The organism is Actinokineospora sp. NBRC 105648, from assembly GCF_030269645.1.
In the GTDB taxonomy this organism is placed as follows: Bacteria; Actinomycetota; Actinomycetes; order Mycobacteriales; family Pseudonocardiaceae; genus Actinokineospora.
This window is the reverse complement of the sequence record NZ_BSTR01000006.1, coordinates 131,867-155,987: the sequence shown is the minus strand read 5'-3', so window position 1 is coordinate 155,987 and position 24,121 is coordinate 131,867. Positions and strand designations below refer to the sequence as shown.

The following is a 24,121-nucleotide window of genomic DNA, read 5'->3' as shown; positions in this document are numbered from 1 at the left end:
CCGCGCTGGGAGATCAGTCCAACCGCCGGGCGAGCGCGTGGGCGAAGCGGGTCGCGCCGAGGTCGGTGAAGGGCAGGCTGAGCGAGGGTTCGCACAGCTCCACCTCGAGCACCACCGGCGCGCCGTCGTCGTCGCGGACCAGGTCGACGCGGCCGTAGAGCAGGGGCGCGTCCAGGCCCAGGTGCGCCGCGACGGCGTCCAGGGCGGCGGTGCCGAGCGCGCGCTCGGCCGCGTCCGCCGCGCGCGGGCTGCGGGCGTCCTGGGTGGGGACGTTCACCGTGCCGTCCGGCAGGAGCAGCGGGCTCTTGCGGATGGCGTGGCTGTAGACGCCGTCGAAGAAGATCATGTCGGTCTCGCCGTCGCGGTCCACCGCGGCCAGGTACGGCTGGAGCATCACCCCGGAACCCTTGTCCCGCAGGCGGGCCGCGTAGTGGGCGGCCTCGTCGGCCGACAGCCGCGCGAAGCGTTGGACGTCCTTGGAGTACGCGCCGACGGTCGGCTTCACCACGATCTCGCCTGCCCCCGGGTGCTCGGCGAGGAACTGGGCGAGCACCTCCCGCGGATCGTCATCCGGTCCGAGGAAGGTGGTCGGCACGACCGCGACACCGCGCGCGGCGAGGTCGGCCAGGTAGGTCTTGTCCAGGCTCCAGTGCGCCACCGACACCGGGTTGAACAACCGGGTCTCGGCGGCGACCCGGTCGCACCAGGACAGGAACTCCGGCAGCCGGTCCACGTAGCTCCACGGCGAGCGCAGCAGCACGGCCGCGAAGCCGGACCACTCGACCGACGGGTCGTCCCACTGGCACACCTCGGTGCGCACGCCCGCCTCCCGGCACGCCTCGAGCAGCAGCGGCATGTCGAAGTCGATCGGCAGGCTCGCCACGTCGGTGACCAGCGCGGTGGCCGGGCTCACCACGGGAGCACCTCCCCCAGGTGCTGGTAGGTCCCGCTCGGCCCGGCGTCGTCGAGCAGCGCCATCCGCACGCTGGTCCTGGCCCCCGCGGTGACGTCGAACTCGCCCGCGCCGTCGTTGAGGTCGGTCTTGGTGTAGCCGGGGTGGACGGAGTTCACCTTGACCGGGGTGTCGCGCAGTTCGTAGGCCAGGTGCACGGTCCAGGAGTTCACCCCGCTCTTGGAGGCGCTGTAGGCGGGCAGCGACTTGAACGCGTCGCTGTAGGTGTAGGAGCCGGTGTCGCTGTGCGCGGTCAGCGAGCCGAGCAGGCTGGACACGTTGACCACGCGGCCCGCGTCCGACCGGCGGATCAGCGGCAGGAACGCGGTGGTGACCTCGACCAGGCCGAACAGGTTGGTCTCGAAGGTCTCGCGCCAGTGCCGCATCGGCTGCTCCGAGGGCTGCCTGCCGTACTGCTCGACCCGGATGCCGGCGTTGTTGACCAGGATGTCGAGCCGCCCGTGCTCGCGCTCGACCACCGCCAGCGCGGCGGCGATGCCCGCGGTGCTGGTGACGTCGAGTTCGAGACCCTCGACGTCGAGGCCCTCGCCGCGCATCGCCTGCGCGGCGGCCTCGGCGGCGGCCCGGTCGCGGCCGCTGAGCAGCACCCGCACGCCCTGCTCGGCGAGCTGGCGGGCGATCTCGTGACCGATGCCGCGGGTGGCGCCGGTGACCAGCGCCAGCCTGGGTTGTGGTGTGCTCAACTCGTCTCCCGACTCGTGGGTGGTGGGCCCGGGTCACAGCTCCGAGAGGAACTTCGCCAGCGGTGGGCTGAAGCGGGCGGTGTCGACCAGGAACGCGTCGTGCCCCTCGGGCGACTCCAGCGCGAGGAACTGCACGTCGGCGCGCCCGGCGCCGAGGCCGTCGGCGATCTGGCGCTGCTGGCGCAGCGGGAACAGGATGTCGGTCTGCACGCCGACCACCAGTGCCTTCTCGACCTCCACCCGCGCCAGCGCCGCCGCGGTGGCGCACCCGCTGGACTCGCCGAGGTCGAACCAGTCCATGCAGCGGCTCAGGTAGAGGTAGCTGTTGGGGTCGAACTGGCGCGCGAAGCGCTGGGCCTGGCGCTCGAGGTAGCCCTCGACCGCGAACTCCGGGCCGAACGGGTCGCCGCCGGGGCGGTGCTCCGCGGCCATCCGCGACCGGCCGAACCGCACGTCCCACTCTCCCGCGGAGCGGTAGGTGACCATGCCCAGCTTGCGCGCCGCCAGCATGCCCTGGTGCGGGTACGCCTCGTCCGCGTAGTCGCCCGCCCGCCACCCCGGGTCGGCCCGGATCGCCTCGCGCTGCAGGGAGCGGATGGCGATCGAGAACGGCAGCGAGTGCACCGCGCTGGAGATGCTGACGTGGCTGCGCGCCAACCCGGGGTGGCGGGTGAGCAGGGACAGCGCGCTCATCCCGCCCATGGACGTGCCGATGACGCAGGCCACCCGCTCGAACCCCAGCGCCCGCACCGTGAACGCGGCCGCGTCGGCGATGTCCTCGACGGACAGGTCGGGGAAGGTCAACCGGTAGGGCTCGCCGGTCGCCGGGTCGGTGGACGGCGGCCCGGTCGAGCCCTTGCAGCTGCCCAGCGAGTTCACGCACACCACGTGCCACCGGTCGGTGTCGACCGGCTTGCCCCGGCCGACCATCGCCTCCCACCAGCCGGGGGTGGGGTCGAGCGGGTGCGCGGCCACGTGCGCGTTCGGGGAGAGCCCGGTGAGCAGCAGGACGACGTTGTCCCGGGCCGCGTTCGGCTCACCGTGGGTCTCGTAGGCGATCCGGGCCCCGTGCAGCGCGCCGCCGCGGTGCATCGGGAAGGGGGTGGGCAGGTCGACGAACCGGGTCGCCCTGGGGATGAACTCCCCCATCCGACTCACTCCCCTCCGACGGTGTCCAAGGTGTCTTCGGTGTCTTCGGTGTCCAGGGAGGCCAGCCACTCGTCGTCGGAGCCCTCCTCGACGCCGTCCATCAGGAAGGTGGACAGGTAGCGCTCGCCGGTGTCGGGCAGCATCGCCAGCAGCACCGAGCCCTCGGGGGCGGTCTCGGCCACCTGCAGCGCGGTGGCGAGGGTGGCGCCCGCGGAGACGCCCGCGAAGATCCCCTCCTGCTCGGCGAGGCGGCGGGCGGTGTCGCGGCCCTCCACCTCGCCGATGGTCCGCAGCTCGTCGATCACGGTCTGGTCCAGCACGCTGGGCACGAAGTTGGGCGCCCAGCCCTGGATGCGGTGCACGTTCCACTCCTTGCCCCCGAGCACGGCGGCGTTCTCCGGCTCCACGGCGACCACGCGCACCTCGGGTCGGGCGAGCTTGAGCACCTGCCCGACCCCGGTCAGGGTGCCGGTGGTGCCGAAGCCGGTGACGAAGTAGTCCAGCCGCTTGCCCGCGAAGTCGCTGAGGATCTCCGCGGCGGTGGTCTCCCGGTGGTAGGCCGGGTTGGCCTGGTTGTCGAACTGGTTGGCCCGGAACCAGCCGTGCTTGGCGGCCAATTCGTCGGCCCGGCGGTTGCCGCCCGAGCTGCCCTCGGCCCCGGGGAACAAGATGATCTTGCCGCCGTAGGCGCGGATCAGCTTGCGCCGCTCGACCGAGTAGGTGTCGCCCATGAGCGCCACGAACTTGTAGCCGCGGGCCGCGGCCACCATGGCCAGCGCGATGCCGACGTTGCCGGAGGTGCACTCCGCGATGGTGTCCCCCGGCTTGAGCAGACCCTTGCGCTCGGCGTCGAGGATGACGGCCAGCGCGAGGCGGTCCTTGACCGAGCCACCGGGGTTGAACGACTCCACCTTGACGTAGACGGTGGTGTGCGCGGGCGCGAGCCGGTGCAGCCGGACGATGGGGGTGCGGCCGATGGTGTCGAGGATGCTGTCGTACAGGGGCACGGTGGTCGTCCTTCGCGGGTGGGTCGGGCCGGGATCTCGGTGCGGGCCGGGGGGATCAGGTGTTCGCGGCGGTCTCGAAGACGGGGGCCAGCATGTCCAGGATCGTCGCCACCGCCTCGGCGGTACCGCGCTCGTCGACCGGGGCGTTGAACTCGGCGACCTCGAGGCCGACCAGCCGGGCGGGCGGGATCGCCTCGAGGATCGCCCGGATCTGCGCGGGCGACATGCCGTCGGGGACCACGTAGTCGGCGGGCAGGTACCGCGGGTCGAGCACGTCCCAGTCGATGTGCACCCACACCGGCGCGTCGCCGACCGCGGCCAGCACGTTCGCCGCGCTCGCCTCCTGGGGCGGGATGACGCGGACCCCGTTGGCGCGAAGCAGTTCGCGCTCGGTGTCGTCGATGTCGCGGGTGCCGACCAGGACGGCCTGCGCGGGCCGCAGGCCACTGCCGTGGCCGCTGTCCCACAGGCCGCAGGCGGCGGAGAGCACCATGCCGCCGAGGTAGCCGGAGTCGGTCGTGTCCGGGGTGTTGAAGTCGCCGTGCGCGTCGATGTAGAGGACCACGGCGTCCGGGCGCTCACCGGCCACGACCGGCAGCGTGGCCAGGCTCGCCGAGCAGGTGTTGGCGACCATCACCGGGGTGTTGCCGCCGCGCAGGCTCGCCCCGACGGCCGCCCCGAGGCCGAGCAGGGTCTCGCGCGCCTGCGGGAGGCTGGCGGTCCAGTCGTCGCGCTCGGCGGGCGCGGGCACGCCGATGTAGTCGCCCTTGGTGCCGTAGCGGTCCTCGAGGGCGCGCGCGGTGCGCGCCGCGCCCTCGATCATCCTGGCCGCGCGGTCGGCGACGCGGCCCTGGGAGACGATGAGGTCGATCACGGGGTACCTCCTCGGGGATCGGGGGTGCGGAGCCGGAAGGGGCAGCGGTCCGCGCGTTCGACGTTCTCCTCGACCAGGCCGTACTGGCGCCACTCCAGCGCGCCGGTGCCGTAGGAGCCCAGCTGCCAGGCGTGCGGCGCGCCGTCGTAGCGGCCGATCCTGGCCCGGATGTTGGCGCGCACCTTGCGCCCGCTGGGGGTGTCGCCCGCGAAGACGTCGAACCGCTCCCGCGGGTTGACCACCAGGACGAAGTGCCTGCCGAGGTTGCGGCTGCGGCGGACGTGGTGGGCCGGGCTGCTCATGTTGACGAACAGCGCCATCCCGTTGAAGCACATGGACCACGAGTCGGTGTCCGGGTCCCGGCTGATCGCCGCGGGCCACGGCCGGGGGTCGAGGGCGTGCAGGGAGCGCAGCACCCGCCAGCCGAACGAGTGGTACTCGCCGACCGTCCGCGCGTACACCGCGTCCGGCGCGAACGCCACGACCAGCGGCGGCGCGGAGTCCAACCTGCCGTCCCAGTCGCGCGACCGCTCGACGAAGTCGGCCAGGCCCGCCGCCAGGTGCCTGATGCCACTGCTCCCGGTGTCCTCGACGAACAGCATCGTGACGATCTTCTTCCGCGCCGCGTTCTTGGCGAACACGCACGGGAACCCGGGGTCGAGGAGCCTGGACTCGAGGTCGCGCAGAGCGTCGAGGTGCCAGTCCGGCCCGCTCGCGCCGACCTGCTCCTGGGAGATTAGTTTCGCATCCGTCTCGATCACCTGATACATCCATTCATCACCGAAAGAATGTGGTGCGGTCACCTTCGCGATACCGAGTCGTGCGGATCCGCGGACGCCGGGTCGCCAGAGTCCGGCCGGGATTCGACGCCCACCGAACCACCTGGCGGACCCAGGCGGAAAAGGCAGGACCGGGAAGCACGACGGTGTTCCGCCGCGCGGAGATCCGATCGTCCCCCGGCGACGGGGCGCGCGCGGTGTGCGCCACCAGTCACCAGAAGGCTTATGCCACAGTCACAACAACTGCCACAGTCACAACAGCGCGGGCGAGTGCGCGCGGGACGACCCGCCCACCGACGCGGCCCGCACCGGTGCGATCAAGGACGCGCGCGACAACCCGCAGATTTTCACCATTCTCCCAAGATGAAACGAGTCGCTTGCCCAAAAGCCCCCGCCGATTACCCTGCGTGCACAAATCATCGTGTGCCAGCGAATTATTATTGGGTTCCGCGCACTTCTCGATGTACCGCTGAACGGGTGACGGGGAGACAGCGGCGCGTCACCGGTGGCGGGCCTGCCGGGTGGCCGCGGCGGTGCGCGCGGCGTTGTCCACTCCGGCCCCACCCCGGGACGCCGGGAGCGCGCGAGGACATCGTCCGGACGAGGGCAGGCGAGCGCGGTGGAACGCGGAAGTGCTTGCGGAATGGGCGATCCGCTCCCGGGTGCCGCACTCGACCCGACCGATCGTCCAAGCGCCGCACCAGCGGCACCCATCCGCACCACCAAGGTCCCCGGCGGACTCGTCCGGCGCCCGGTCCGAGACCGCTCCACGCCTGCCGGACACGAGGAGGCCGCCCCTCGCGACCGAGGTGGCGGCCTTGTCAGCGCAAGCGTTTGTGGAGAGTGGCGATGTTGTGCGGGTCTGGAACCACCACGCCCCGCTGACCACCGGGTGAGGTGGTCAACGGGGCGTCTGGTCTGAGGTGCGCTCGGGTCAGCGCTTGCGGAACTTCTGCGCGGCCTGGCGGGCCCGCTCGCGGTTGCGCGGGTCTCGGGCCAGGTCGCGCGCCTTGGTCGTCAACTGCTGACCGCGCGGGCTGCGCAGGAAGGACTTGATCCGGTTCAACAACCCTGCCATTGGCGTCTCCTTCGCTCTTCTCCTTCCGGACATACCCGGCCACCACCGAGCCCAACCGCCGGACGGCTCACACACCGGCTTCTTGGCCCCCCAGGTTCTCGGCGGCGCCGACTGTTCGGCCTGGTGCGGGGGTTGGTACGCACCCCGCCCGGGTCGGCCCCGGCATGCGTCCGGGCACGCCGATACTCCGTCTATTGTGGAGGGTTGATGGTCTTAAGTCTTTGTCCACCAAAGAGAACGCGAGTCAACGCAACCCCGGCTGGTGTGATCACAGCATCGCCCATCGGGGGTGGGACTGTCAGGGGCGCCACCACAGGGCGGGGTCGGGGTGTTCGGTGAAGCCGAGATCGCGGTAGAGCGGTTCGCCCTCGGGTGAGGCGTAGAGGTCCACCCGCGCGGCATCGCCCGCGGTGAACCAGTCGAGTAGGGCGTGCATGATCGCGCGGCTGTAGCCGCGTCGCCGGTAGGCGGGGTCGGTGACGACGCCGATGACGTGGCCGATGCGGCCATTGCGCGAGTGCGGGCCGGGGAACCACTCCTCGATGGTCCCGATACCGCAGGCGGCCAGGCCCGCCTCGCCGTCAACGACGAGGATCCGCGCGTCGTCGGCGGCTAATTTCCTGGTCAGGACCTTGGCCAGCGCGGCCCGCCAGGCGCCATCGGCCGCCGGGGGGTTGAAGAAGTCGCCACCTAGGTCGTCGAACAGTGAGGCCCGTAGGCGCACCAACTCTCCGACGTCGTTCTCGCACGCCTGCCGCACCGCGATCTGTTCCCGCATCCCACCAGCGTGTTGTAATGGGCTTGTGCACCTCAACCCTTACGGCGCGGACGTCGTGCACCTGGCCGCCGAGCTCGCCAACCGACGTCCCACGACCGTCGAGGAGCTTGTCGACCGCTGCCGCGCCGCCGGCCTGGTGGTGGAACAGGCCGCGACCGGCAACGACCTGACTCGCACCCAGGCGATGCTGAACGCGTGGGAGAGCGTCGTGGACGCCACCACCGAGCACGAGCGCGCCCGGCTCCTCAACCACATGCTCGGCGAATCGGCCGCACACCCGCGGCTGACCGACCACGGGGACGCGGGCTGGCACCTGCACTACCGCGACCACGGCGTTCCGCTCGGCTCCGTGCTGTGCGCGATCATCTCCGTCGGCACCGCGCTGCACCTGACCGGACGAGGCATCCACCGACTACGACGCTGCGCCGTGACCGACTGCGACACGATCTTCGCCGACACTACCCGCACCGGCCGGAAGCGCTACTGCACCCACCAGTGCGCCAACCGCGACGCCGTGCGCAGACACCGCACCCGAACCAGCGCGGCGAACGACCAGGCTGACTGACCGGACCCGCCGAGATCCCGCCGGCCCTGCCAGTAGGACCCGCCAGCAAGTAGGACCCGCCAGCGGATCTCCCGGAGCGGGATCCCCGCCGAGATCCCGCCAGTGGGATCTCGCTGGTCCTGCCGGGAGAATCCCCTAGCGAGATCTCGCTGCACCCGCCATGCGAACCCGCGCTAGCGGTATCTCGCCGGCTCTGTCGGGAGGACCAGCGCGCCGGTCCTGTCGGGAGGACCAGCGCGCCACCACGGTGATCACCACCGCCGCCCCGGCCATCCCAGGTCTGCACACGGCCCACGTCGCACACGCCCATACCCGACCATCCCGGGTCATGCACGTCCCTAGCCGCACCCGATACCGGTCACACGCACCGCATCCAGCCACACGTGCCCGGATCGGGCACCCGCCGGCTGGACCCGTCGCCCTCCACCCTGGAGCGGGGCCCGCCGACCCGTACTCGAACCACCCGCCGACCACGCCTCGCCGACGGGATCGCGTGTCGGGGCTCAGAGCATGTCGTCGGGGGAGATGTCGTCGGGTACCTGTTGTCCGACGTCCCAGTGTTCGGCCAGGAGGCCGTCCTGGATCCGCCAGATGTCCATCACCACGGCGCCCCGGTGGTCGGGGGTGAGGCGGGTGATGCCGTGACTACCACACCCGACCGGCGCGCAGCAGCTACCCGCGGCCACGCGCCGGGTGAGGTCGTGAACGGATCCCGTCAAGCGGGGTGACGGAACCAGAGGGAGCCGTAGGGGGCGACGGTGAGCTCGCCGTTGGGGAAGGGGATCGGGGTTTGGGTGAGGAGGTCGAGGTGAGGCCCCTCGGGCAGGGGCAGGGCTGTGGTTGCCTCGTGCTCGGTGAAGTTGTGGATGGCGGTGATGGAGACGCCATCGGCGGTGCAGGTGTGGGCGAGGAGGGCGTCGTCGTCGGTGGGCAGGGGGGTGAAGTCACCCCAAGCCAGTTCGGGGTTCTCGCGGTAGCGCTCGATCAGGAGGCGGATCCAGGACAGCAGGGAGTCGGGGTCGTGGCGTTGGCGGGCGACGTTGACCTCGGAGGGGCCGTAGGTGCCCACGGGGGGTGGGGCGGGGAACGTCGACGGGTCGGCGGTGGAGAAGCCCGCGCCGACGCCGGGTTCCCACTGCATCGGGGTGCGCACGGCCGAGCGGCCCTCGACGGCGAGGTTCTCCCCCATGCCGATCTCCTCGCCGTAGAACAGGACCGGGGTGCCGGGCAGGGAGAACAGCAGGCTGTAGACCATCCTGATCCGTCGTCGGTCGCCGTCGAGCATCGGGGGCAGGCGGCGGCGGAGCCCGCGGTCGTAGAGCTGCATCTCCGGAGCCGGGCCGAACGCCGCGAAGACCTCGGCGCGCTCGGCGTCGGTGAGCTTGTCCAGGGTCAGCTCGTCGTGGTTGCGCACGAACGTCGCCCAGTGCCCGTCCCGGGGCGGTTCCGGGCGCTCGGTCAGCGCCTCGACCAGCGGGGCCGCCGAGCCGCGGGCCAAGCCCAGGTACATCTTCTGCATGCCGATGAAGTCGAAGCACATCGTCAGCTGGTCGCCGACGCCCGCGCCGAAGTACTCCATGGTGTCCTCGTACGGCAGGTTCACCTCGCCGAGCAGCACCGCGTCGCCCACGCGGCGGGAGATGAACGCGCGCAGGTCGACCAGGTAGTCGTGCGGGTCGGGCAGGTCGTGGGCGTCGAGGGCGCCCTCGGTCTCCAGGAGGAACGGCACCGCGTCCACCCGGAAGCCGGACAGGCCCAGCTCCAGCCAGAACCCCATGATCCGCGCCATCTCGTCGCGCACCGCCGGGTTGGCCACGTCGAGGTCGGGCTGGTGCTTGTAGAACCGGTGCAGGTAGTACTGCTCGGTCTTCTCGTCGTACTCCCAGAGGCTGGTTTCCTTGTCCGGGAACACCACGCCCTCCGGACCGTCCGCCGGTGGCTCGTCGCGCCAGACGTACCAGTCGCGGTAGGGCGAGTCGCGGCTCTCGCGGGCCGACTGGAACCACGGGTGCTGGTCGGAGGTGTGGTTGACGACCAGGTCGGCGATGACCCGGATGCCGCGGTCGCGCGCCGTGCGCATGAACTCCACGAAGTCGCCCACGGTGCCCAGCCGCGGGTCGACCGAGTAGTAGTCGGTGATGTCGTAGCCGTCGTCGCGGTCGGGCGAGGGCAGGAACGGCATGAGCCACAGGCAGGTCACGCCCAGCCGCTCGAAGTGGTCCATCCGCTGGGTCAGCCCGCGGAAGTCACCGCAGCCGTCGCCGTTCCCGTCCTGGAACGTCTCCACGTCCAGGCAGTAGACGACCGCGTTCTTCCACCACAGGTCCGAGGTCTTGGTCAGTCTCACAGCTCCCCCAGCACCTTGGCGCCAAACGCGTCGATGAAGGCGTCCTGCTCCGTGCCGACGTGGTGCAACTGGATCAGGTCGAAGCCGAGGTCGGCGTACCCGCGCAGCCAGGCGGCGTGCTGCCCGAGGTCGGCCGAGACGTTCACCGAGGCGCGCACCTGCTCAGGGGTGACGAAGCGGGAGATCTCGTCGAAGTGGGCCGGGAGCAGGTCCCAGCAGACCGGCGGCGGGAACACGTTGCCGCGCCACTGCTCGTGCGCGACGGCCAGCGCCTCGTCCTCCGACGGGGCCCAGCTCAGGTGGACCTGCAACGCCAGCTCCCCGCGCCCGCCCGCGTCCCGGTAGGCGCCCACCACCGACCGCAAGTGCTCGACGGGCGCGTTGACGGTGATCAGGCCGTCCGCCCACTCCGCGCACCAGCGCGCCGTCTCGACGCTGACCGCCGCGCCGTAGAGCTTCGGCGGCGTCTCCGGCAGCGTCCACAGCCGGGCCCGGTCGACGGTCACCAGACCGTCGTGCGAGACCTCCTCACCGGCGAGCAGTGCCCGGATGACGTCGACGCACTCGCGCAGCCGCGCCGACCGCACGTCCTTGCGCGGCCACCCGGCGCCGGTGATGTGCTCGTTGGACGCCTCGCCGGTGCCCAGCGCCGCCCACAGCCTGCCCGGGTACATGGCGCTGAGCGTCGAGATGGCCTGGGCGGTGATCGCCGGGTGGTAGCGCTGGCCGGGGGCGGTCACCACACCGAACCCGAGCGAGGTCGCCTGCAGCGCGGCGCCCAGCCACGACCAGGCGAAACCCGACTCGCCCTGGGCCGAGGTCCACGGCGCGAAGTGGTCGGAGGACATCGCCGCGCCGAACCCGGCGTCCTCCGCGCGGCGCACCGCGGCCAGCAGTCGCGCCGGGTGGACCTGCTCATGGGATGCGTGTAAGCCGTAGACCGCCATACCGGGGAACTACCCGGCCCGGGCAATTCCGACACGGAGACGTGGGCGGGAGCGCCGACCGGATCGCGGCGACCATCCACAGTGGACGCCCACGGTCAGCTCCGGCCCTCGCCCCGACCGGTCGGCGGGCGAGCCGGGAGGGTGATCGAGTCGAGGTCGGCGGTGTTGGCCACGACGGCCGTCGCCAGGTCGACGAGGCGCTGGCTGCGGGCGCGGGCGTGGCCGCGCAGCAGGGCGAACGCCTCGTCCATGGACAGCGCGGCGCGCTGGGCCAGCACGCCCTTGGCCTGTTCGATCACCACGCGGGTGTTGAGCGCGGTCTGCAGCTGGCTGGAGAGCCGGTCGCCGTGCTCGATGCTGCGCTGCTGCAGGATCGCGATGGTGGCCACGTCGGCCAGTGCCTGCCCGAGGCCGAGCTGGTCGCCCTCGAGGCTGCCCGGCTGGGCGCCGAGCAGGCTCAGCGCGCCGATGGTCTGCTTGCGCAGCCGCATCGGCAGCGCGTGGGCGGCGCGGAACCCGCACTCGCGGGCGGCGGCGGCGAACCGGGGCCACCTGCGGGCCTCGACCTCCAGGTCGGCGCAGGTCACCGGCACGCCGCGGCGGGTGCACTCGACGCACGGGCCGTCGTTGATCTCCACCGCGAACTGCTCCAGCAGGTCCGCTCGTCGGGAGGTGCTCGACAGCACCTCGAGCCTGCCGTCCGGCGCGAGCAGGATGACCCCGGCGGCGGTGACCGACAGCAGCTCCACCGCCCGCTCGGTGAGCACGTCGAGGAACTCGGCGATGTCGAAATCGTCCACCAGGGAGTCGGCGAGCGCCACGAACGTGCGGGAGATCCGCTGTTCCCGGGCCGGCGCCGCCACGGCGTCAGAGGTGTCCGGCACGAGAGCCTCCTGATGGGCTTGTTCGACTGGGCCCCTGGCGTCGGCTAGGCCCCTGGCACCGTGGCCGGGTCGCTGAGCAGGGTGTTGGGGTCGAGCGCGCCGGTGGCCACGTCGTGGGCGACTTCGGAGAGCCTGCGGCGGTGGGCGCGGGCGTGGGCCCGCAGGGCGGTGTAGGCCTGGTGCATGTCCAGCCCGCCCAGCTCGGCGAGCACGCCCTTGGCCTGCTCGACGACCGTGCGGTGGTGCAGGGCGGTCTGCAGCTGCTCGGCCACGATCTCGTCGTGCCGGATCGCGCGCTGCTGCAGGATCCCGATGGTGGCGACGTCGGCCAGCGCCCGCCCCAGCGCGACACTGGCGTCATCGATGGCCACCGGCTCGGCGCTGAGCAGGGTGAGCGCGCCGATGACGTCGTCGCGCAGCCGCATGGGCACCGCGCAGGCCGCGCGGAACCCCGCGCTGACCGCCACCGGGGCGAACTGCGGCCAGCGCCGCCGCTCGTCGGCCAGGTCCGCGCTGGTGACCACCGCGCCGGTGCGGACGCAGTCCAGGCACGGACCCTGCTTGGTCTGCGCGGCGAACACCTCGACCAGGTGGGCGTGCTCGGAGGACGCCGCCGCGGGGCGCCACCCACCGCGCTGGTCGGACAGGATCACGCCCGCGGCGTCCACCGCGAGCAGCTCGACCGCGCGCTCGGTGAGCAGACCGAGGAAGTCGAGCACGTCGAAGTCCGCGACCAGGGTGTCGGCCAGCGCCACGAACGTGCTCGCGAGCCGCTGGTCCCGAGCGCCGCCTGGCACGCGGCCCGTCACATCGCCCATCACGTCGACCTTCTTCCACCAAGCACTAGTGCCCATCCTTGTCGTCGGTGAACCGCAGTGTGCGCCCCACGACCCGCCGGGCGACCTCGGCCAGCGGCAGGTCGTGGGTGAAGGCGTGCGCGCGCAGCCGCATCAGCGCCACGTCCGTGGTCGTCCCCAGCTGCACCTGCACCATGCCCGCGGCCTGGTGCACCTCGACGTGCGGGTCGGCGAGCCAGCTCACGTCCTCGGTGTCGTGGCCGTCCAGGTCGGCCACCACCCCCTGCGTCGCCAGATCGGCCAGGATCAGCGCGTCGGCCAACTCCACCCGGGTCAACGGCCCGGCCGTGTCCCGGTAGAGGTCCAACGACCCCAACCGCACCACGCCGACCTCCAACGGGAAGGAGAAGACGGCCGCCGCGCCCAGGTCGCACGCCGCGCGGGTGAACGCGGGCCACCGCGCCGTCTCGGCGGCGAGATCGGCCACCAGCACCGGGCCACCGGAGGCGAAGGCGTCCAGGCACGGGCCCTCACCGACCGTCAGCTGCAGGTCCTCCAGCCCGGCGCTGACCGCGTTCGTGGCGTAGACCAGACCCCGCCCCAGCCGGTCGTCATCGCTGTCGACCCCCGGCAGGTGGCTCAGCACGGTGGCGCCCGCCCCGGAGATCGACAGCTCGACCAAACACCGCTCGCACACCAGGCGCACCGCCGCGGCGGGTCGGCTCAGCCGGTCGGCGGCGAGCAGGTCCCGCAACCGCTGGAGCCGGTCCTCCACCATGGGCCTCCACTCGACCTCCGTGCGATCCCCAACAGTACGGCCGCCCACCGCGCGGCGCCGACGTGGACAAGACTCGGCCGCCGCTGATCCACCCGGCGTGTCGGCGCGGGGTCCCGCCGCTCGAGCGGGGTGCTCGCCGCCAGGGGTCCCGCACGGTCCTTTTCGGACAGTGCGGCGCCCGCAGGTCCGCGCGCGTGGGACGGGTCAGGCGGGCAGGCGCACGGTGGCGGCGAAGAAGTCGTCGATCTTGCCGATGGCGGACATGAACTCGTCGAGGTCGGTGGGTTTGGTGACGTAGGCGTTGGCGTGCAGGGAGTAGCTGGCCAGGACGTCGGCTTGGGCGGCGGAGGTGGTGAACACGACCACCGGGATCGCGGCCAGGTCCGGGTCGGCCTTGACCTCGGCGAGGACCTCGCGGCCGTCCTTGCGGGGCATGTTGAGGTCGAGCAGGACCAGCCGCGGCCGGGGCGCGTCGTGATAGGCCTCGGCGCGGCGCAGGAAGGCGACCGCCTCGACGCCGTCGTGGACCACGTGCAGCGTGGTGCTGGTGCCGCGGGCCTCGAGGGCCTCGCGGATCATGATCACGTCACCCTCGTCGTCCTCGACCAGCAGCACGTCGAACGGGGCCGCCGCGTCGTCGGTCGAGTCGCCCCGGGCCGTCGTGTGGTCGGTCATGGCCTGCTCCTCGGCGTGCGGTGGGCGGGACAGTCGGACGAATGGTGCCATGTCCCACCGCCGCCACGCCCGCGACCTGGATGTGAGCGCGGTTCGCGTCGATGCCACCAGCCTCACCGTGCTCGGCCGTGCGGAGCCAGTGGCGGCCGAGCACCGTGTTCGCGATCTGGATCATGTTGTGCCGCACGGGTTCGGGACGTGGAACGGTCCTCGGCCGCACGCGCTACTGACCACAGTGGACGCTGTCATCGGCGCCCCCGGCGCCCCCGGCTCCCCCGTCCTGGTCGCGGGGGAGCAGCCGCAGGACGAGCAGGGCCACGTCGTCGGTGGCGGGCTCGGGGCCGATGAGCGCGTCCACCACCTGGGCGCACACGGTGTCCGGCGGTGCCGGGACCACCGCGGCGGTGAGCCGGGCCAGGTGGGTGTCGATCGAGTGCCCCCGCCGCTCGACCAGGCCGTCGGTGTAGAAGACCAGCACCGAGCCCGCGGGCAGGTCCAGGGTGGTCTCGCGCCTGCCCCGCGGCACCGGGATGTTCAGCCCGACCGGCGGGTCCGGCTCGACCGGCACCAGGCACGCCGCCCGCTCCGGCGCGGCGAACACGGGCGGGAGGTGCCCGCCCGAGGACAGGGTGATCCGCCGGGTGGCCAGGTCGACGATCCCGTAGCTGACCGTGGCCATCGCGCGGTCCTCGAAGTGCGAGACCTTCCGGTGCAGCTTGCCCAGCACCTCGGCGGGGCTGTCGTAGTCCAGGGCGTAGGCGCGCAGCGCGCTGCGCAGCCTGCCCATCACCACCGCCGCGGCGAGGCCGTGGCCCGCGACGTCGCCGATGACGACGCCGAGCCGGTCGCCGGGCAGCGGGAACACGTCGTACCAGTCCCCGCCCACCGCGGTCGGCGCGCCGGGGAGGTAGCGGGCGGCGAAGCTCATGCCGTCCACCAGCGGGAACCGGGTGGGCAGCAAGCTGCGCTGCAACGCCGTGGTCGCCGCGCGCTCGGCGCTGGTCGTCTCGGCCTGGACGGTCAGCGCGACCCGGTCGGCCACCAGGTGCAGCAGCCGGGTGTCGGCGTCGGTGAACCGGCGCGGGACCAGGGAGCCCACGTGCAGGACCCCGACCAGGTCCCCGCGGGCCAGCATCGGGACCCCGAGCAGGGCGCTCAACCCCTTGCGCCACTTCAGCGGGCTCAGCACGGTCGTGTTGTCCACCCGATCGAGGACGATCGGCTCCCGGCTGGCGGCGATCCGGCCGGTGAACCCCTCACCCAGCGCGATGGTCGTGCCCTGCCGGACCTCTTCCTCCATGCCCGCGGTGGCGGTCACCGCGAGGCGCTCGGTCCCCGGGTCGTAGAGCACCGCGGTCGCGGTGTCGACCTCGAACAGCTCGCGCACCCGCCGGAGCACCTCGCCCAGGAACTCCTCCAGCTCCAGGTGGCGCAGCGCGACATCGGTGATCGCCTCCAGCACGCTCACGCGATCGGCGGGGCCTGACAGATCGGGCACCGGGAAAGCCTAACCGCAGGCGCACGCCGACGACTCGCCGTGACACCCGGCGACACCCACGAGTGGCGACGCGCGGGCGGAGCAGGGAACACGAGGTGACGACAGCGCCCGGTCGGCCGCGGATTTCGGGTCGGCGACCACCCCGCTCTCACCAGTCCGGGGCAAGTGGCGTGCGCTCCGGTGGCCCATGTTTCGCGGCACATCGAGGTGGGCAGACCTGCCGGGACTACCCGGAGGATCGCGATGCCTGTGCCAGACGGTCCGACGGACCTGCCCAAGCGGTCGTGGTGGGCGGTGCTTCGCAGCACTGCCAAGGAGTTCCAGCGGGACAACCTGCTCGACTGGGCCGCCGCGCTGACCTACTACGCCGTGCTCTCGCTGTTCCCCGCGATCATCGTGCTCACCTCGGTGCTGGCGATGCTCGGCCCGTCGGCCACCGCGACCCTGGTCGACAACGTCCGGCTGGTCGCGCCGGGCGAGTCGGCCGACATCATCGTCGAGGCCATCACCGGCCTGCAGCGGACCAGCGGCGCCGCGGGTGTGCTGGCGGTCGTGGGCATCGCCGGGGCGCTGTGGTCGGCCAGCGGCTACGTCGGCGCGTTCATGCGGGCGGCGAACTCGATCTACGAGATGCCCGAGGGCAGGCCGGTGTGGAAGACCGTCCCGCTGCGGCTGCTGCTGACCGCCGCGGTGGTCGTGCTGCTCGCGGTCTGCGCGGTCGGGGTGGTCGCCACCGGCACCGTCGCCGACCGGGTCGGGGCGCTGCTGGGCGTCGGCGACACCGGGGTGCGGATCTGGGACATCGCCAAGTGGCCGGTGATCGCGCTGCTGGTCGGGCTGGCGTTCGCCATCCTGTACTGGGCCGCGCCCAACGTCCGGCAGCCCAAGTTCCGCTGGCTGAGCCCCGGCGGGCTGCTCGCCGTCCTGCTGTGGGTCATCGCCTCCGGCGCGTTCGGCTTCTACGTGGCCAACTTCGGCTCCTACAACAAGACCTACGGCTCCCTCGGCGGCGTCATCGGGTTCCTGGTGTGGCTGTGGATCTCCAACATCGCCGTGCTCCTGGGCGCCGAACTGGACGCGGAACTCGCCCGGGCCAAGCAGATCACCGAGGGGGTGCCCGCGGAACAGGAACCGTTCCTGCCGCCCCGGGACACCCACGCGCTCGACGACGAGCTGCGCGCCGAGGTCGAGCCGACGGTCGACGAGTCCGAACAGGACGTTGACCGCACTCCCGCGGGCGGGACGCGGCACACTTGAAGACCGCTCATCGGGGTGGGGGCGGTGGTCGGCGTCGTCGCGGTCGTCCTGTTGGCCCGCGGGCGTCGACCCAGTCCGTCCTGACCGACCGCGGCACCCCCGACACCGCCCTGGAGGCGACTCGATGAAGGCTCTGACCTGGCACGGAAAGCGCGACGTCCGGGTGGACACCCACCCCGACCCGGTCATCCAGGACCCGACCGACGCGGTCATCAGGGTGACCTCCACCGGCCTGTGCGGCTCGGACCTGCACCTCTACGAGGTGTTCGGCCCGTTCCTCACCGAGGGCGACATCCTCGGGCACGAGCCGATGGGCGTCGTCGAGGAGGTCGGGCCGGGGGTGAGTTCGCTCAAGGTCGGCGAACGGGTGGTGGTGCCGTTCAACGTCTCCTGCGGTGACTGCTTCATGTGCGGCCAGGGCCTGCACTCGCAGTGCGAGACCACCCAGGTCCGCGACCAGGGCATGGGCGCCGCCCTCTTCGGCTACACCAAGCTCTACGGCGGCGTGCCCGGCGGCCAGGCAGAGTTCCTGCGCGTGCCGTTCGCGGACAAGCTGCCGATCAAGGTCCCCGAGGGCCCCGCGGACGACCGGTTCCTGTTCCTCTCCGACGTGCTGCCCACCGCCTGGCAGGGCGTCGAGTACGCCGCGGTTCCCCCCGGCGGAACGCTCGCCGTGATCGGCCTCGGACCCATCGGCGAGATGTGCGCACGGGTCGCCCAGCACCGCGGCGTCGAGAACGTGATCGGCATCGACCTGGTCGACGAGCGGCTGGCCCGCTCCGCCGCCCGCGGCGTGCACACCCTGGACGTGCGCGAACTCGGCAACGACCTCGGCGACGCCGTCCGCGACCTGACCAACGGCCGCGGCGCCGACTCGGTCATCGACGCCGTCGGCATGGAAGCCCACGGCGCCCCCGTCGCCGGCCTCGCCCAACGCGCCGTCGGCCTCCTGCCCGACGCCGCCGCGGCCAAGATCATGCGCACCGCGGGCGTCGACCGCCTCTCCGCACTACGCCTCGCCATAGACATCGTCCGCCGCGGCGGCACCATCTCCCTGGTCGGCGTCTACGGCGGGATGACCGACCCGATCCCGATGCTCACCCTGTTCGACAAGCAGGTCCAACTGCGCATGGGCCAGGCCAACGTCCACCGCTGGGTCCCCGACATCCTGCCCCTGCTCACCGACGACGACCCCCTGGGCGTGGACACCTTCGCCACCCACACCATCCCACTCACCGACGCACCCGAGGCCTACAACATGTTCCAACGCAAGGAAAGCGGCGCCATCAAGGTCGTCTTCAAGCCCTGACGGCCCGGGTGGGGCGGCGCCTGCGGGTCTGGGCTAGCTGAGGCGCAGGATGGTTTCCTCGATCTCGGCGTCCCGGGCGGCCGCGTAGGCGATCTCGGTGCCGGTGGTCGTGAAGCCCGCCCGCCGCAGGACTCTGAGCGAGCCGAGGTTGTCGCTGGCGGCGCGGGCACGCAAGGGCCGAACCTTGACCAAGTCGAGCAACAGGGCGAGGGCTTGGCCGGCGACCCCTTGACCCCAGACCGAACGGTCTATCCAGTAGGTGATCTCGGTGTCGCCCTCCACGACGAAACAACCGATGCTGCCGACGAGGTGTCCGTCGCGGGTCACCGCGCGCAGGGTGATGTCGTGGGAGGTGCGCAACTTCGACATGTGGGCGTCGAACGCCTGCCGGTCGTCGGGATCCCGGGCGGTGAAAGCGGCCATCCAGACCGACTCGGGGTCGCGCATCTGGTTGAACAGGGCGTCGAGGTCCGAATCCTCGACCAGCCGCAGTGCCACTCCCACCACTGATGTCCTCCTCACTCCACCGGCTCGCGACGCGAACGTAACAGCCGCATCCGACAATTCCTTTTAGCGCAGCTGCAAGATCTCGACTACACGGACCGCGCGGCGAGAGTTGGGTGTTGTGGCGCACCGAATGGATGCCACCGCGAAAGCGAAGCGGGCGATGCAGGAATGAGCCATGCCGCGCGTGCCCGACGACGGCGGTCGGTGTCCGCATGGAACCGGCTCGACGGCGAGGGTGTGGCACGGGACTGGTGGCGCTCACCCGGGCGCGGTGAGCGCGACGGCGACCGGGCAGGCTAGTTTGCTCGGGTGAGTCTCCTCGATGACGTGGCCGAGCGCGACGGCTGGCGGTGCTGGGTGTGCGATGAGCCGGTCGACGCGGACATGTCGGTGAACGACCCGCGGGGGCCCAGCGTCGACAGCCGGACCGCCGACCGGAAGGCCAAGGTCACCGAGCGGCTCGCGCACCGCGGGTGCAACACCCGCAAGGGCGCGGTCAAGGTGGTCATCGCCTGGCCGGACCGCCTGCACGTGGCCGAGCCCGCTCCCCTGATCACCGTCGCCGGGCGGCTGGAGCGCAAGGGTGGCCGGGAGATGGTCGCCCGCTGCCCGACCGAACGGGACGCGCGCGAGGCGGCGGACTGGCTGGTGGACCGCTTCTCCCGGCTGGTGCCCGGGCTGCCGGTGACCGCCAACGTCGAGCCGGGCGGCGGCCAGTTCCTCGTCATCCTGGCCACCGGCAGGCGCTGACCGGGCGGGACCGTGACCGCCTGAAGGCGACGCGCGGCAACCCGCCGCGACTGCTCGTCCCGCGGTCCGCGACCTTCGACACCGACGTCGCCCCGGCCGCGTGGGGCCCGTTCGGCGAGCCGGGGCGGTTTCACCCGGTCGTGCGGGTGCGACCGGGCTGACATCGGATTCCCGTTTGCCGAACGCGGTGTCGGGTATCCGCCCACTACCAGCCACACGGCCAGTGGAACGCGCTCTTCCCATTTCCAGGTACGCACCCCAGCCCCGGTGTCGTCCGGATCTCCCTGAGCGCGCCACGCCTCGACCGCGCTGGTCTCCGGGCCGTTTCCGGCCCTTTCCAGATTTGAGGGAATATGAGCAATGGCAGGAACACCATCATCCGCTCGCTGCACGACGTGGGTCTGAGCGCCTGGTTCGGCGGTGCCCTGATGGGCGCGGTCGGGGTGAACGGCGCCGCGGCCGACGTCGACGACGAGACCGAGCGCACCAAGATCGCCTCGTCCGGGTGGGCGCGGTGGTCGCCGGTGTCCGCCGCGTCGATCGCCGCCCACCTGGTCGGGGGCGCGGGACTGGTCATCGCGCAGCGCAAGCGGGTGCGGGCCCAGCCCGGGGCCAAGGCCAACACCATCGTCAAGACCGTGCTCACCGCGGCGGCGCTGGCGACCACGGCCTACAGCGGGGTGCTGGGCGCCAAGGTGGCGGCGGCGGGCGACGTCCCGGCCGAGAGCGGTACCAAGCCGGGGGACGCGACTCCGACCGACGTCGCGGCGGCACAGCGGCAGCTGCGCCTGCTGCAGTGGGCCACCCCGGTGCTGACCGGCGTCCTCGTCGTGCTCGGCGCGCAGCAGGGTGAGCAGCAGCGACCGCTGCAGGGTCTGCGCTCGGTCGGCAAGCGGGGGCGCGACCTGCTCGCCGGGTGAGGCGACTCCCTCGTCCCCACAGCGGGGGCGAGGGAGCCGATGGACGACGGCCCTGGGCGGGTGCGCTGGGCCGGGGATCACCGGTGGCGCCTGACGGGTCGGTCGGCTGGGCGCCCGGCTTGCCCGATCGCGGCCGGAATCAGCTCCGGTGCAGACTGACCTGCGCCCTGGTGCCGCGGGCGGCAGGTTCGGTCCACCAACGGGGCGGCTCAGCGGTTGTCGTAGGCGGCGCGGGCGGCGTCGATGTGGGGCAGGTGGGCGAGGCTCCACTCGAGCAGCGGAGCGGTGGCCTCGCGCAGGGTGCGGCCCATCGTGGTGAGCTCGTAGCTGACGTGCGGTGGCATCACGTCGCGGACCGTGCGCGTGAGGATCCCGTCGCGCTCCAGGTCGCGCAGGGTCACGGTGAGCATCCGCTGGCTGATGCCGTCGACGGCCCGCTTGAGCTCGGTGAAGCGCCGCGGGCCGTCCTTGAGGGTGCGCACGATCAGCAGGGCCCACTTGTCGCCGACGATCCCCAGGACTTCGCGGGCCTGGCACGGGTCCGGCACGGTTACCTCCAGAGAACCGGGGCACCGAGAAGTGCCTTATTGCCCGGTGCGCGTCGTGCGGACCACGATGGTCCCGGTTACCAAAAGGTACCGGGGCACGGGGAGGAACCGCACGACCATGGCCACATTTCTGCTGGTGCACGGCGCCTGGCACAGCGGGCGGAGCTGGGACCGGGTGGTCCCGCTGCTGGAGGCGGCCGGGCACCGGGTCCTCGCGCCGTCGCTGACCGGCTACGGCGACAAGGCCCACCTGCTGGGTCCCGAGGTCGGGCTCGGCACCCACGTCGACGACGTCACCGGCCTGATCGAGGCCGAGGATCTGCGCGACGTCGTGCTCGTCGGGCACAGCTACGCCGGGATGGTCATCTCCGGGGTCGTCAACCGGGTCCCGAACCGGATCGCGCACCTGGTGTTCCTCGACGCGATGGTCCCCGAGGACGGCGAGACCGCCGTCGACGTCCTCCCGGTCACCCAGCACCTCGTCGACGCCGCCGTGGACGGTTGGCGGGTCCCGCCGATGCCGGAGCAACCGCCGCCGCTCGGCCTGTTCGGGGTCACCGACCCCGACGACGTCGCCTGGTTGCGCGCGATGCTGTCCGACCAACCGGTGCGTTGCCTCCAGGAGCCGGTCCGGCCGGGCGACCCGGCCGCGCGCGGGGTCCCGCGCACGCACATCCACTGCGTCGGGAGCCGACCGGCGGGCATCACCCGGCGCCCCGTCCCGGCGGGCGAGCGGGTGCGGGACCTGCCCACCGGCCACGACTGCATGATCACCATGCCCGCCGAGCTCACCGAACTGCTGCGCGAGGCGGCCTAGGGCCGGTATCGAAGTCGGTCAGAGCCATTCGTTGATCGCGGCGATGTGGACGGTGGTCCCCAGGGCCAGTTTGTCGGCCCGCCCGGCTTGGCAACCGGTTTGGTCGGACGCAAAGAGTCCATTGTGGAGAGATGGCGGGCGCGGTGTGGTTGGGCCGGTTGCGGCCGTCGCGGGCCGAACGGGTGAGTGCGGGAACCGGCGACGAACAGCGCGTGAAGGGGCGGATCCGGTGCTGGAGCGGCGCGTCCGCGGCGGCCTAGCGTGGCGGCATGATCAAGCGGATGGCGATGGCGGCCGCGGTGTGCGCGGTCTCCTTGTCGGCGGCGGTGACCCCCGCCGCGGCGGTGGGCAACGGGGTCGACCCGGTGGTGACCGCGATCCGGGAACCGCTGAGCGGTCAGGTGGTCGACGAGTGGCGGTTGGCGGGCCGGGCGAGTGCCTCGGGCGTGCAGGTCGCGCCCGAGTGGGTGTTGACCACCCGGCACGCGCCGGGACGCGTGGGCGGCACCTTCGCGAACGCCTACGGGACCGCGACGATCGACGCGGTCACGTCGTGCGTCGGCAACAGCTGCGACTTGAGCGTGTCGCACCTGACGACGGCGATCCCGGCGCCCGCGTTCCCGGACCTCGTCGAGAGCGGCATCCTCGAGCACGACCTCACCTACGCGGGCAACACCCTGGTCGTGGGCTTGGGCGGCGGCAAGCTCACCGCGGCGTGGACGACGCCCGGTGGCAACCCGGAACTGGCGTCCCTGGCCGCCCCGCCCACGGCGATCCCCGGCGACAGCGGCGGCCCCGCCTTCTACCACCGCCCCGGTGACCCGACCGGCCACCTCGTCGGCCTCATGACCTACGGCGCGCCGAACCCGGTCACCGGCGTCCCCGAGTTCACCCCCGACCACCGCGACTTCATCACCGGCGTCGTCGGGACCGCGGTCCGCTGGACCACTGTGGACGGTCTCGGTCCCCGCCCGGACCTGCCCGCCTCGATCACGGACTTCACCGCCACCGCGACCAGCACCTCGGTCCGCCTCTCCTGGAACCCGGCGACCTCGAGCCCGCCGGTGTCCGCGTACACCGCCGTGCTCGTCAACCCCGCCGACGCCGCCGACCGCAAGCTGGTCCGGACCACCGCGACGATGGCGTCCTTCGACGTGCCCACCGGGGCACGGTGGGGCGCGTTCGTGCTGCCGGAGAACGCCAACGGCCTCGCGCGGGTCCCGGCGGGATTCAACCAGTCCGGCGACCAGATCACCTACCAGTACTCCCGCTACGTCGCGGCGGGCCCGCCGCCCACCGCGGTGAACCCGGTCGAGGTCACCTCCAGCCCCGGCGCGCTGCGCGTGCGGTGGACCCGCGGCCCCGGCGCGGTCGAGGACGTCAACCACACCCTGACCCGCCTGTGCGCCGGGACCGATCCCCAGTGCGCCAACCCGATCACGCAGCTCGACACCACGATCACGGCCGCTGACCTGGCGCTCCCCGCGGGCGCGGTGTACGGGGACAGGTTCGTGGTGTCCACACGCGACGCGAACCTCGCCGGCCCAGCCCCCGAGGTCCGCACCACGGTCCACTACCTGCCGCTGCGGCCGCCGACGGCACCGCGCACGCTGACCGCGCGGGTCACCGACGCCCAGCTCGTCCTCAGCTGGGACACCCGCAACGACTTCCAGCCGACGCTGAACGTGCCGCTCACCCGGTACCGCCAGCACGCCACCCCGGACCTCTACTCGTTCTACTACACCGACCCGCAGGGCAGGCGGCGCACGCTGGACACGGTGGAGGCCGGCGCGCCCCCGGTCCTCTCGCGCGTGCTCGACAGCCGCTTCCCGCCGGGGCGGTACGTACTGGAGATCGTGCCGCGCAGTTGGAGTTGGGGCCTCGGTCCGGCCACCAAGGTGACCGTCGACATCGGCGCCCCCGCGACCTTCGAGGCGGCCAGCGTGGTGCCGCCCGCCCCCAGGGTCGCGATCCCGAGCCCGCTCACCTGGCTCGAGGCCGCGCCGACCCCGGCCCAGGCGCCGGTGGAGTCCTACATCGTGGTCGAGCGGGTCAGCGGCCGCGTGTTCGAGTTCGGGCCCGAGGTCCGCTCATTCGCCCACGGTGTCACCGGACGGCAGGAGTGGGTGGTGATCGCGGCCAACCAGGCCTACGGCCAGTCCGCGGTCCCGTTGTCCCCGAGTCCCGACTCGCCGAAGTAG

Annotated in this window: 25 protein-coding genes; 7 read left to right on the top strand and 18 right to left on the bottom strand. The window is 72.3% G+C overall.

Features of this window, described 5'->3' with window-relative positions; all coding sequences use genetic code 11:
- Nucleotides 1-13 precede the first annotated feature (13 nt).
- The 8 genes from dcsG to QSK30_RS08305 all read right to left on the bottom strand — a co-directional run bounded on the left by dcsG (nt 14) and on the right by QSK30_RS08305 (nt 7,321).
- Complete coding sequence (gene dcsG / locus QSK30_RS08340; RefSeq protein ID WP_285500991.1) at nt 14-913, bottom strand: D-cycloserine synthetase; 900 nt, start codon at nt 911-913, stop codon at nt 14-16.
- The gene (locus QSK30_RS08335) at nt 910-1,656 is read right to left on the bottom strand and encodes an SDR family oxidoreductase (RefSeq protein WP_285500990.1); all 747 of its coding nucleotides are present in this window, start codon (nt 1,654-1,656) and stop codon (nt 910-912) included. Before QSK30_RS08335 ends, dcsG begins: the two co-directional genes overlap by 4 nt.
- 33 nt (nt 1,657-1,689) lie before the next feature.
- On the bottom strand, nt 1,690-2,805 hold the full coding sequence (gene metX, locus QSK30_RS08330) for a homoserine O-acetyltransferase MetX (RefSeq protein ID WP_285500989.1): 1,116 nt from the start codon (nt 2,803-2,805) through the stop codon (nt 1,690-1,692).
- 5 nt (nt 2,806-2,810) lie between these two features.
- Nucleotides 2,811-3,812 (bottom strand): cysteine synthase A, encoded by a 1,002-nt coding sequence (cysK, locus tag QSK30_RS08325; RefSeq protein ID WP_285500987.1) that lies wholly within the window; start codon nt 3,810-3,812, stop codon nt 2,811-2,813.
- Between the two features lie 55 nt (nt 3,813-3,867).
- Nucleotides 3,868-4,686, bottom strand: a complete 819-nt coding sequence (locus QSK30_RS08320; protein WP_285500985.1) for an arginase family protein — start codon at nt 4,684-4,686, stop codon at nt 3,868-3,870.
- The gene (locus QSK30_RS08315; protein WP_502871805.1) at nt 4,683-5,447 is read right to left on the bottom strand and encodes a YqcI/YcgG family protein; all 765 of its coding nucleotides are present in this window, start codon (nt 5,445-5,447) and stop codon (nt 4,683-4,685) included. The genes QSK30_RS08320 and QSK30_RS08315 overlap by 4 nt, the downstream gene beginning before the upstream one ends.
- A gap of 952 nt (nt 5,448-6,399) precedes the next feature.
- Nucleotides 6,400-6,543 carry a hypothetical protein gene (locus QSK30_RS08310; RefSeq protein ID WP_285500982.1) on the bottom strand — a complete coding sequence of 48 codons (144 nt, stop codon included), beginning with the start codon at nt 6,541-6,543 and terminating at the stop codon, nt 6,400-6,402.
- A gap of 298 nt (nt 6,544-6,841) precedes the next feature.
- Nucleotides 6,842-7,321: a GNAT family N-acetyltransferase gene (locus QSK30_RS08305; RefSeq protein WP_285500980.1), complete on the bottom strand. Its 480-nt coding sequence runs from the start codon at nt 7,319-7,321 to the stop codon at nt 6,842-6,844.
- A 25-nt stretch (nt 7,322-7,346) separates the two neighbouring features.
- Here QSK30_RS08305 and QSK30_RS08300 point away from each other — a divergent pair, with 25 nt between their 5' ends.
- Nucleotides 7,347-7,886 carry a CGNR zinc finger domain-containing protein gene (locus QSK30_RS08300; RefSeq protein ID WP_285500978.1) on the top strand — a complete coding sequence of 180 codons (540 nt, stop codon included), beginning with the start codon at nt 7,347-7,349 and terminating at the stop codon, nt 7,884-7,886.
- Between the two features lie 503 nt (nt 7,887-8,389).
- Here QSK30_RS08300 and QSK30_RS08295 read toward each other — a convergent pair.
- The 8 genes from QSK30_RS08295 to QSK30_RS08260 all read right to left on the bottom strand — a co-directional run bounded on the left by QSK30_RS08295 (nt 8,390) and on the right by QSK30_RS08260 (nt 15,812).
- Entirely contained in the window at nt 8,390-8,605 is a 216-nt protein-coding gene (locus QSK30_RS08295) for a hypothetical protein (RefSeq protein WP_285500976.1), read from the bottom strand.
- Nucleotides 8,602-10,233 (bottom strand): alpha-amylase family protein, encoded by a 1,632-nt coding sequence (locus tag QSK30_RS08290; RefSeq protein ID WP_285500972.1) that lies wholly within the window; start codon nt 10,231-10,233, stop codon nt 8,602-8,604. Before QSK30_RS08290 ends, QSK30_RS08295 begins: the two co-directional genes overlap by 4 nt.
- Complete coding sequence (locus QSK30_RS08285; RefSeq protein WP_285500970.1) at nt 10,230-11,180, bottom strand: TIGR03885 family FMN-dependent LLM class oxidoreductase; 951 nt, start codon at nt 11,178-11,180, stop codon at nt 10,230-10,232. The genes QSK30_RS08290 and QSK30_RS08285 overlap by 4 nt, the downstream gene beginning before the upstream one ends.
- A 95-nt stretch (nt 11,181-11,275) precedes the next feature.
- Complete coding sequence (locus QSK30_RS08280) at nt 11,276-12,064, bottom strand: GAF and ANTAR domain-containing protein (RefSeq protein ID WP_285500967.1); 789 nt, start codon at nt 12,062-12,064, stop codon at nt 11,276-11,278.
- A 44-nt stretch (nt 12,065-12,108) separates the two neighbouring features.
- On the bottom strand, nt 12,109-12,882 hold the full coding sequence (locus QSK30_RS08275) for a GAF and ANTAR domain-containing protein (protein ID WP_285500966.1): 774 nt from the start codon (nt 12,880-12,882) through the stop codon (nt 12,109-12,111).
- A gap of 25 nt (nt 12,883-12,907) precedes the next feature.
- Nucleotides 12,908-13,639 (bottom strand): GAF and ANTAR domain-containing protein, encoded by a 732-nt coding sequence (locus QSK30_RS08270; protein ID WP_285500964.1) that lies wholly within the window; start codon nt 13,637-13,639, stop codon nt 12,908-12,910.
- 204 nt (nt 13,640-13,843) lie between these two features.
- Nucleotides 13,844-14,314: a response regulator gene (locus QSK30_RS08265; RefSeq protein WP_285501188.1), complete on the bottom strand. Its 471-nt coding sequence runs from the start codon at nt 14,312-14,314 to the stop codon at nt 13,844-13,846.
- A gap of 223 nt (nt 14,315-14,537) precedes the next feature.
- The gene (locus QSK30_RS08260; protein WP_352231555.1) at nt 14,538-15,812 is read right to left on the bottom strand and encodes a PP2C family protein-serine/threonine phosphatase; all 1,275 of its coding nucleotides are present in this window, start codon (nt 15,810-15,812) and stop codon (nt 14,538-14,540) included.
- Between the two features lie 243 nt (nt 15,813-16,055).
- Here QSK30_RS08260 and QSK30_RS08255 point away from each other — a divergent pair, with 243 nt between their 5' ends.
- On the top strand, nt 16,056-17,069 hold the full coding sequence (locus QSK30_RS08255; protein ID WP_285500962.1) for a YihY/virulence factor BrkB family protein: 1,014 nt from the start codon (nt 16,056-16,058) through the stop codon (nt 17,067-17,069).
- A 124-nt stretch (nt 17,070-17,193) separates the two neighbouring features.
- Entirely contained in the window at nt 17,194-18,378 is a 1,185-nt protein-coding gene (locus tag QSK30_RS08250; RefSeq protein WP_285500961.1) for a zinc-dependent alcohol dehydrogenase, read from the top strand.
- Nucleotides 18,379-18,411: 33 nt separating this feature from the next.
- On the opposite strand, the gene QSK30_RS08245 is transcribed toward QSK30_RS08250, so the two are convergent.
- A complete protein-coding gene (locus QSK30_RS08245; RefSeq protein WP_285500960.1) occupies nt 18,412-18,885 on the bottom strand; it encodes a GNAT family N-acetyltransferase in 474 nt (157 codons plus the stop codon).
- Nucleotides 18,886-19,194: 309 nt separating this feature from the next.
- Between QSK30_RS08245 and QSK30_RS08240 the strand changes: the two genes are divergently transcribed.
- Together QSK30_RS08240 and QSK30_RS08235 are read left to right on the top strand one after the other, a co-directional pair.
- Nucleotides 19,195-19,635, top strand: coding sequence for a hypothetical protein (locus QSK30_RS08240; RefSeq protein ID WP_285500959.1), 441 nt, complete (start codon nt 19,195-19,197; stop codon nt 19,633-19,635).
- Nucleotides 19,636-19,988: 353 nt separating this feature from the next.
- A complete protein-coding gene (locus tag QSK30_RS08235; RefSeq protein WP_285500958.1) occupies nt 19,989-20,555 on the top strand; it encodes a hypothetical protein in 567 nt (188 codons plus the stop codon).
- A 209-nt stretch (nt 20,556-20,764) separates the two neighbouring features.
- Here QSK30_RS08235 and QSK30_RS08230 read toward each other — a convergent pair whose 3' ends face one another.
- Nucleotides 20,765-21,103, bottom strand: a complete 339-nt coding sequence (locus tag QSK30_RS08230; RefSeq protein ID WP_285500956.1) for a winged helix-turn-helix transcriptional regulator — start codon at nt 21,101-21,103, stop codon at nt 20,765-20,767.
- A gap of 118 nt (nt 21,104-21,221) precedes the next feature.
- On the opposite strand from QSK30_RS08230, the gene QSK30_RS08225 reads away from it, so the two are divergent.
- The gene (locus QSK30_RS08225) at nt 21,222-21,920 is read left to right on the top strand and encodes an alpha/beta fold hydrolase (RefSeq protein WP_285500954.1); all 699 of its coding nucleotides are present in this window, start codon (nt 21,222-21,224) and stop codon (nt 21,918-21,920) included.
- A 269-nt stretch (nt 21,921-22,189) separates the two neighbouring features.
- Nucleotides 22,190-24,121, top strand: a complete 1,932-nt coding sequence (locus tag QSK30_RS08220; RefSeq protein WP_285500952.1) for a hypothetical protein — start codon at nt 22,190-22,192, stop codon at nt 24,119-24,121.

Bases quoted from the DNA above. Each gene is read 5' to 3' on its own strand.
- QSK30_RS08250 (WP_285500961.1), top strand. From the start codon at position 17,194: ATGAAGGCTCTGACCTGGCACGGAAAGCGCGACGTCCGGGTGGACACC.
- QSK30_RS08220 (WP_285500952.1), top strand. From the start codon at position 22,190: ATGATCAAGCGGATGGCGATGGCGGCCGCGGTGTGCGCGGTCTCCTTG.
- QSK30_RS08285 (WP_285500970.1), bottom strand. From the start codon at position 11,180: ATGGCGGTCTACGGCTTACACGCATCCCATGAGCAGGTCCACCCGGCG.
- QSK30_RS08265 (WP_285501188.1), bottom strand. From the start codon at position 14,314: ATGACCGACCACACGACGGCCCGGGGCGACTCGACCGACGACGCGGCG.
- QSK30_RS08235 (WP_285500958.1), top strand. From the start codon at position 19,989: ATGAGCAATGGCAGGAACACCATCATCCGCTCGCTGCACGACGTGGGT.
- QSK30_RS08270 (WP_285500964.1), bottom strand. From the start codon at position 13,639: ATGGTGGAGGACCGGCTCCAGCGGTTGCGGGACCTGCTCGCCGCCGAC.
- metX (WP_285500989.1), bottom strand. From the start codon at position 2,805: ATGGGGGAGTTCATCCCCAGGGCGACCCGGTTCGTCGACCTGCCCACC.
- QSK30_RS08275 (WP_285500966.1), bottom strand. From the start codon at position 12,882: ATGGGCGATGTGACGGGCCGCGTGCCAGGCGGCGCTCGGGACCAGCGG.
- QSK30_RS08305 (WP_285500980.1), bottom strand. From the start codon at position 7,321: ATGCGGGAACAGATCGCGGTGCGGCAGGCGTGCGAGAACGACGTCGGA.
- QSK30_RS08255 (WP_285500962.1), top strand. From the start codon at position 16,056: ATGCCTGTGCCAGACGGTCCGACGGACCTGCCCAAGCGGTCGTGGTGG.
- QSK30_RS08310 (WP_285500982.1), bottom strand. From the start codon at position 6,543: ATGGCAGGGTTGTTGAACCGGATCAAGTCCTTCCTGCGCAGCCCGCGC.
- QSK30_RS08225 (WP_285500954.1), top strand. From the start codon at position 21,222: ATGGCCACATTTCTGCTGGTGCACGGCGCCTGGCACAGCGGGCGGAGC.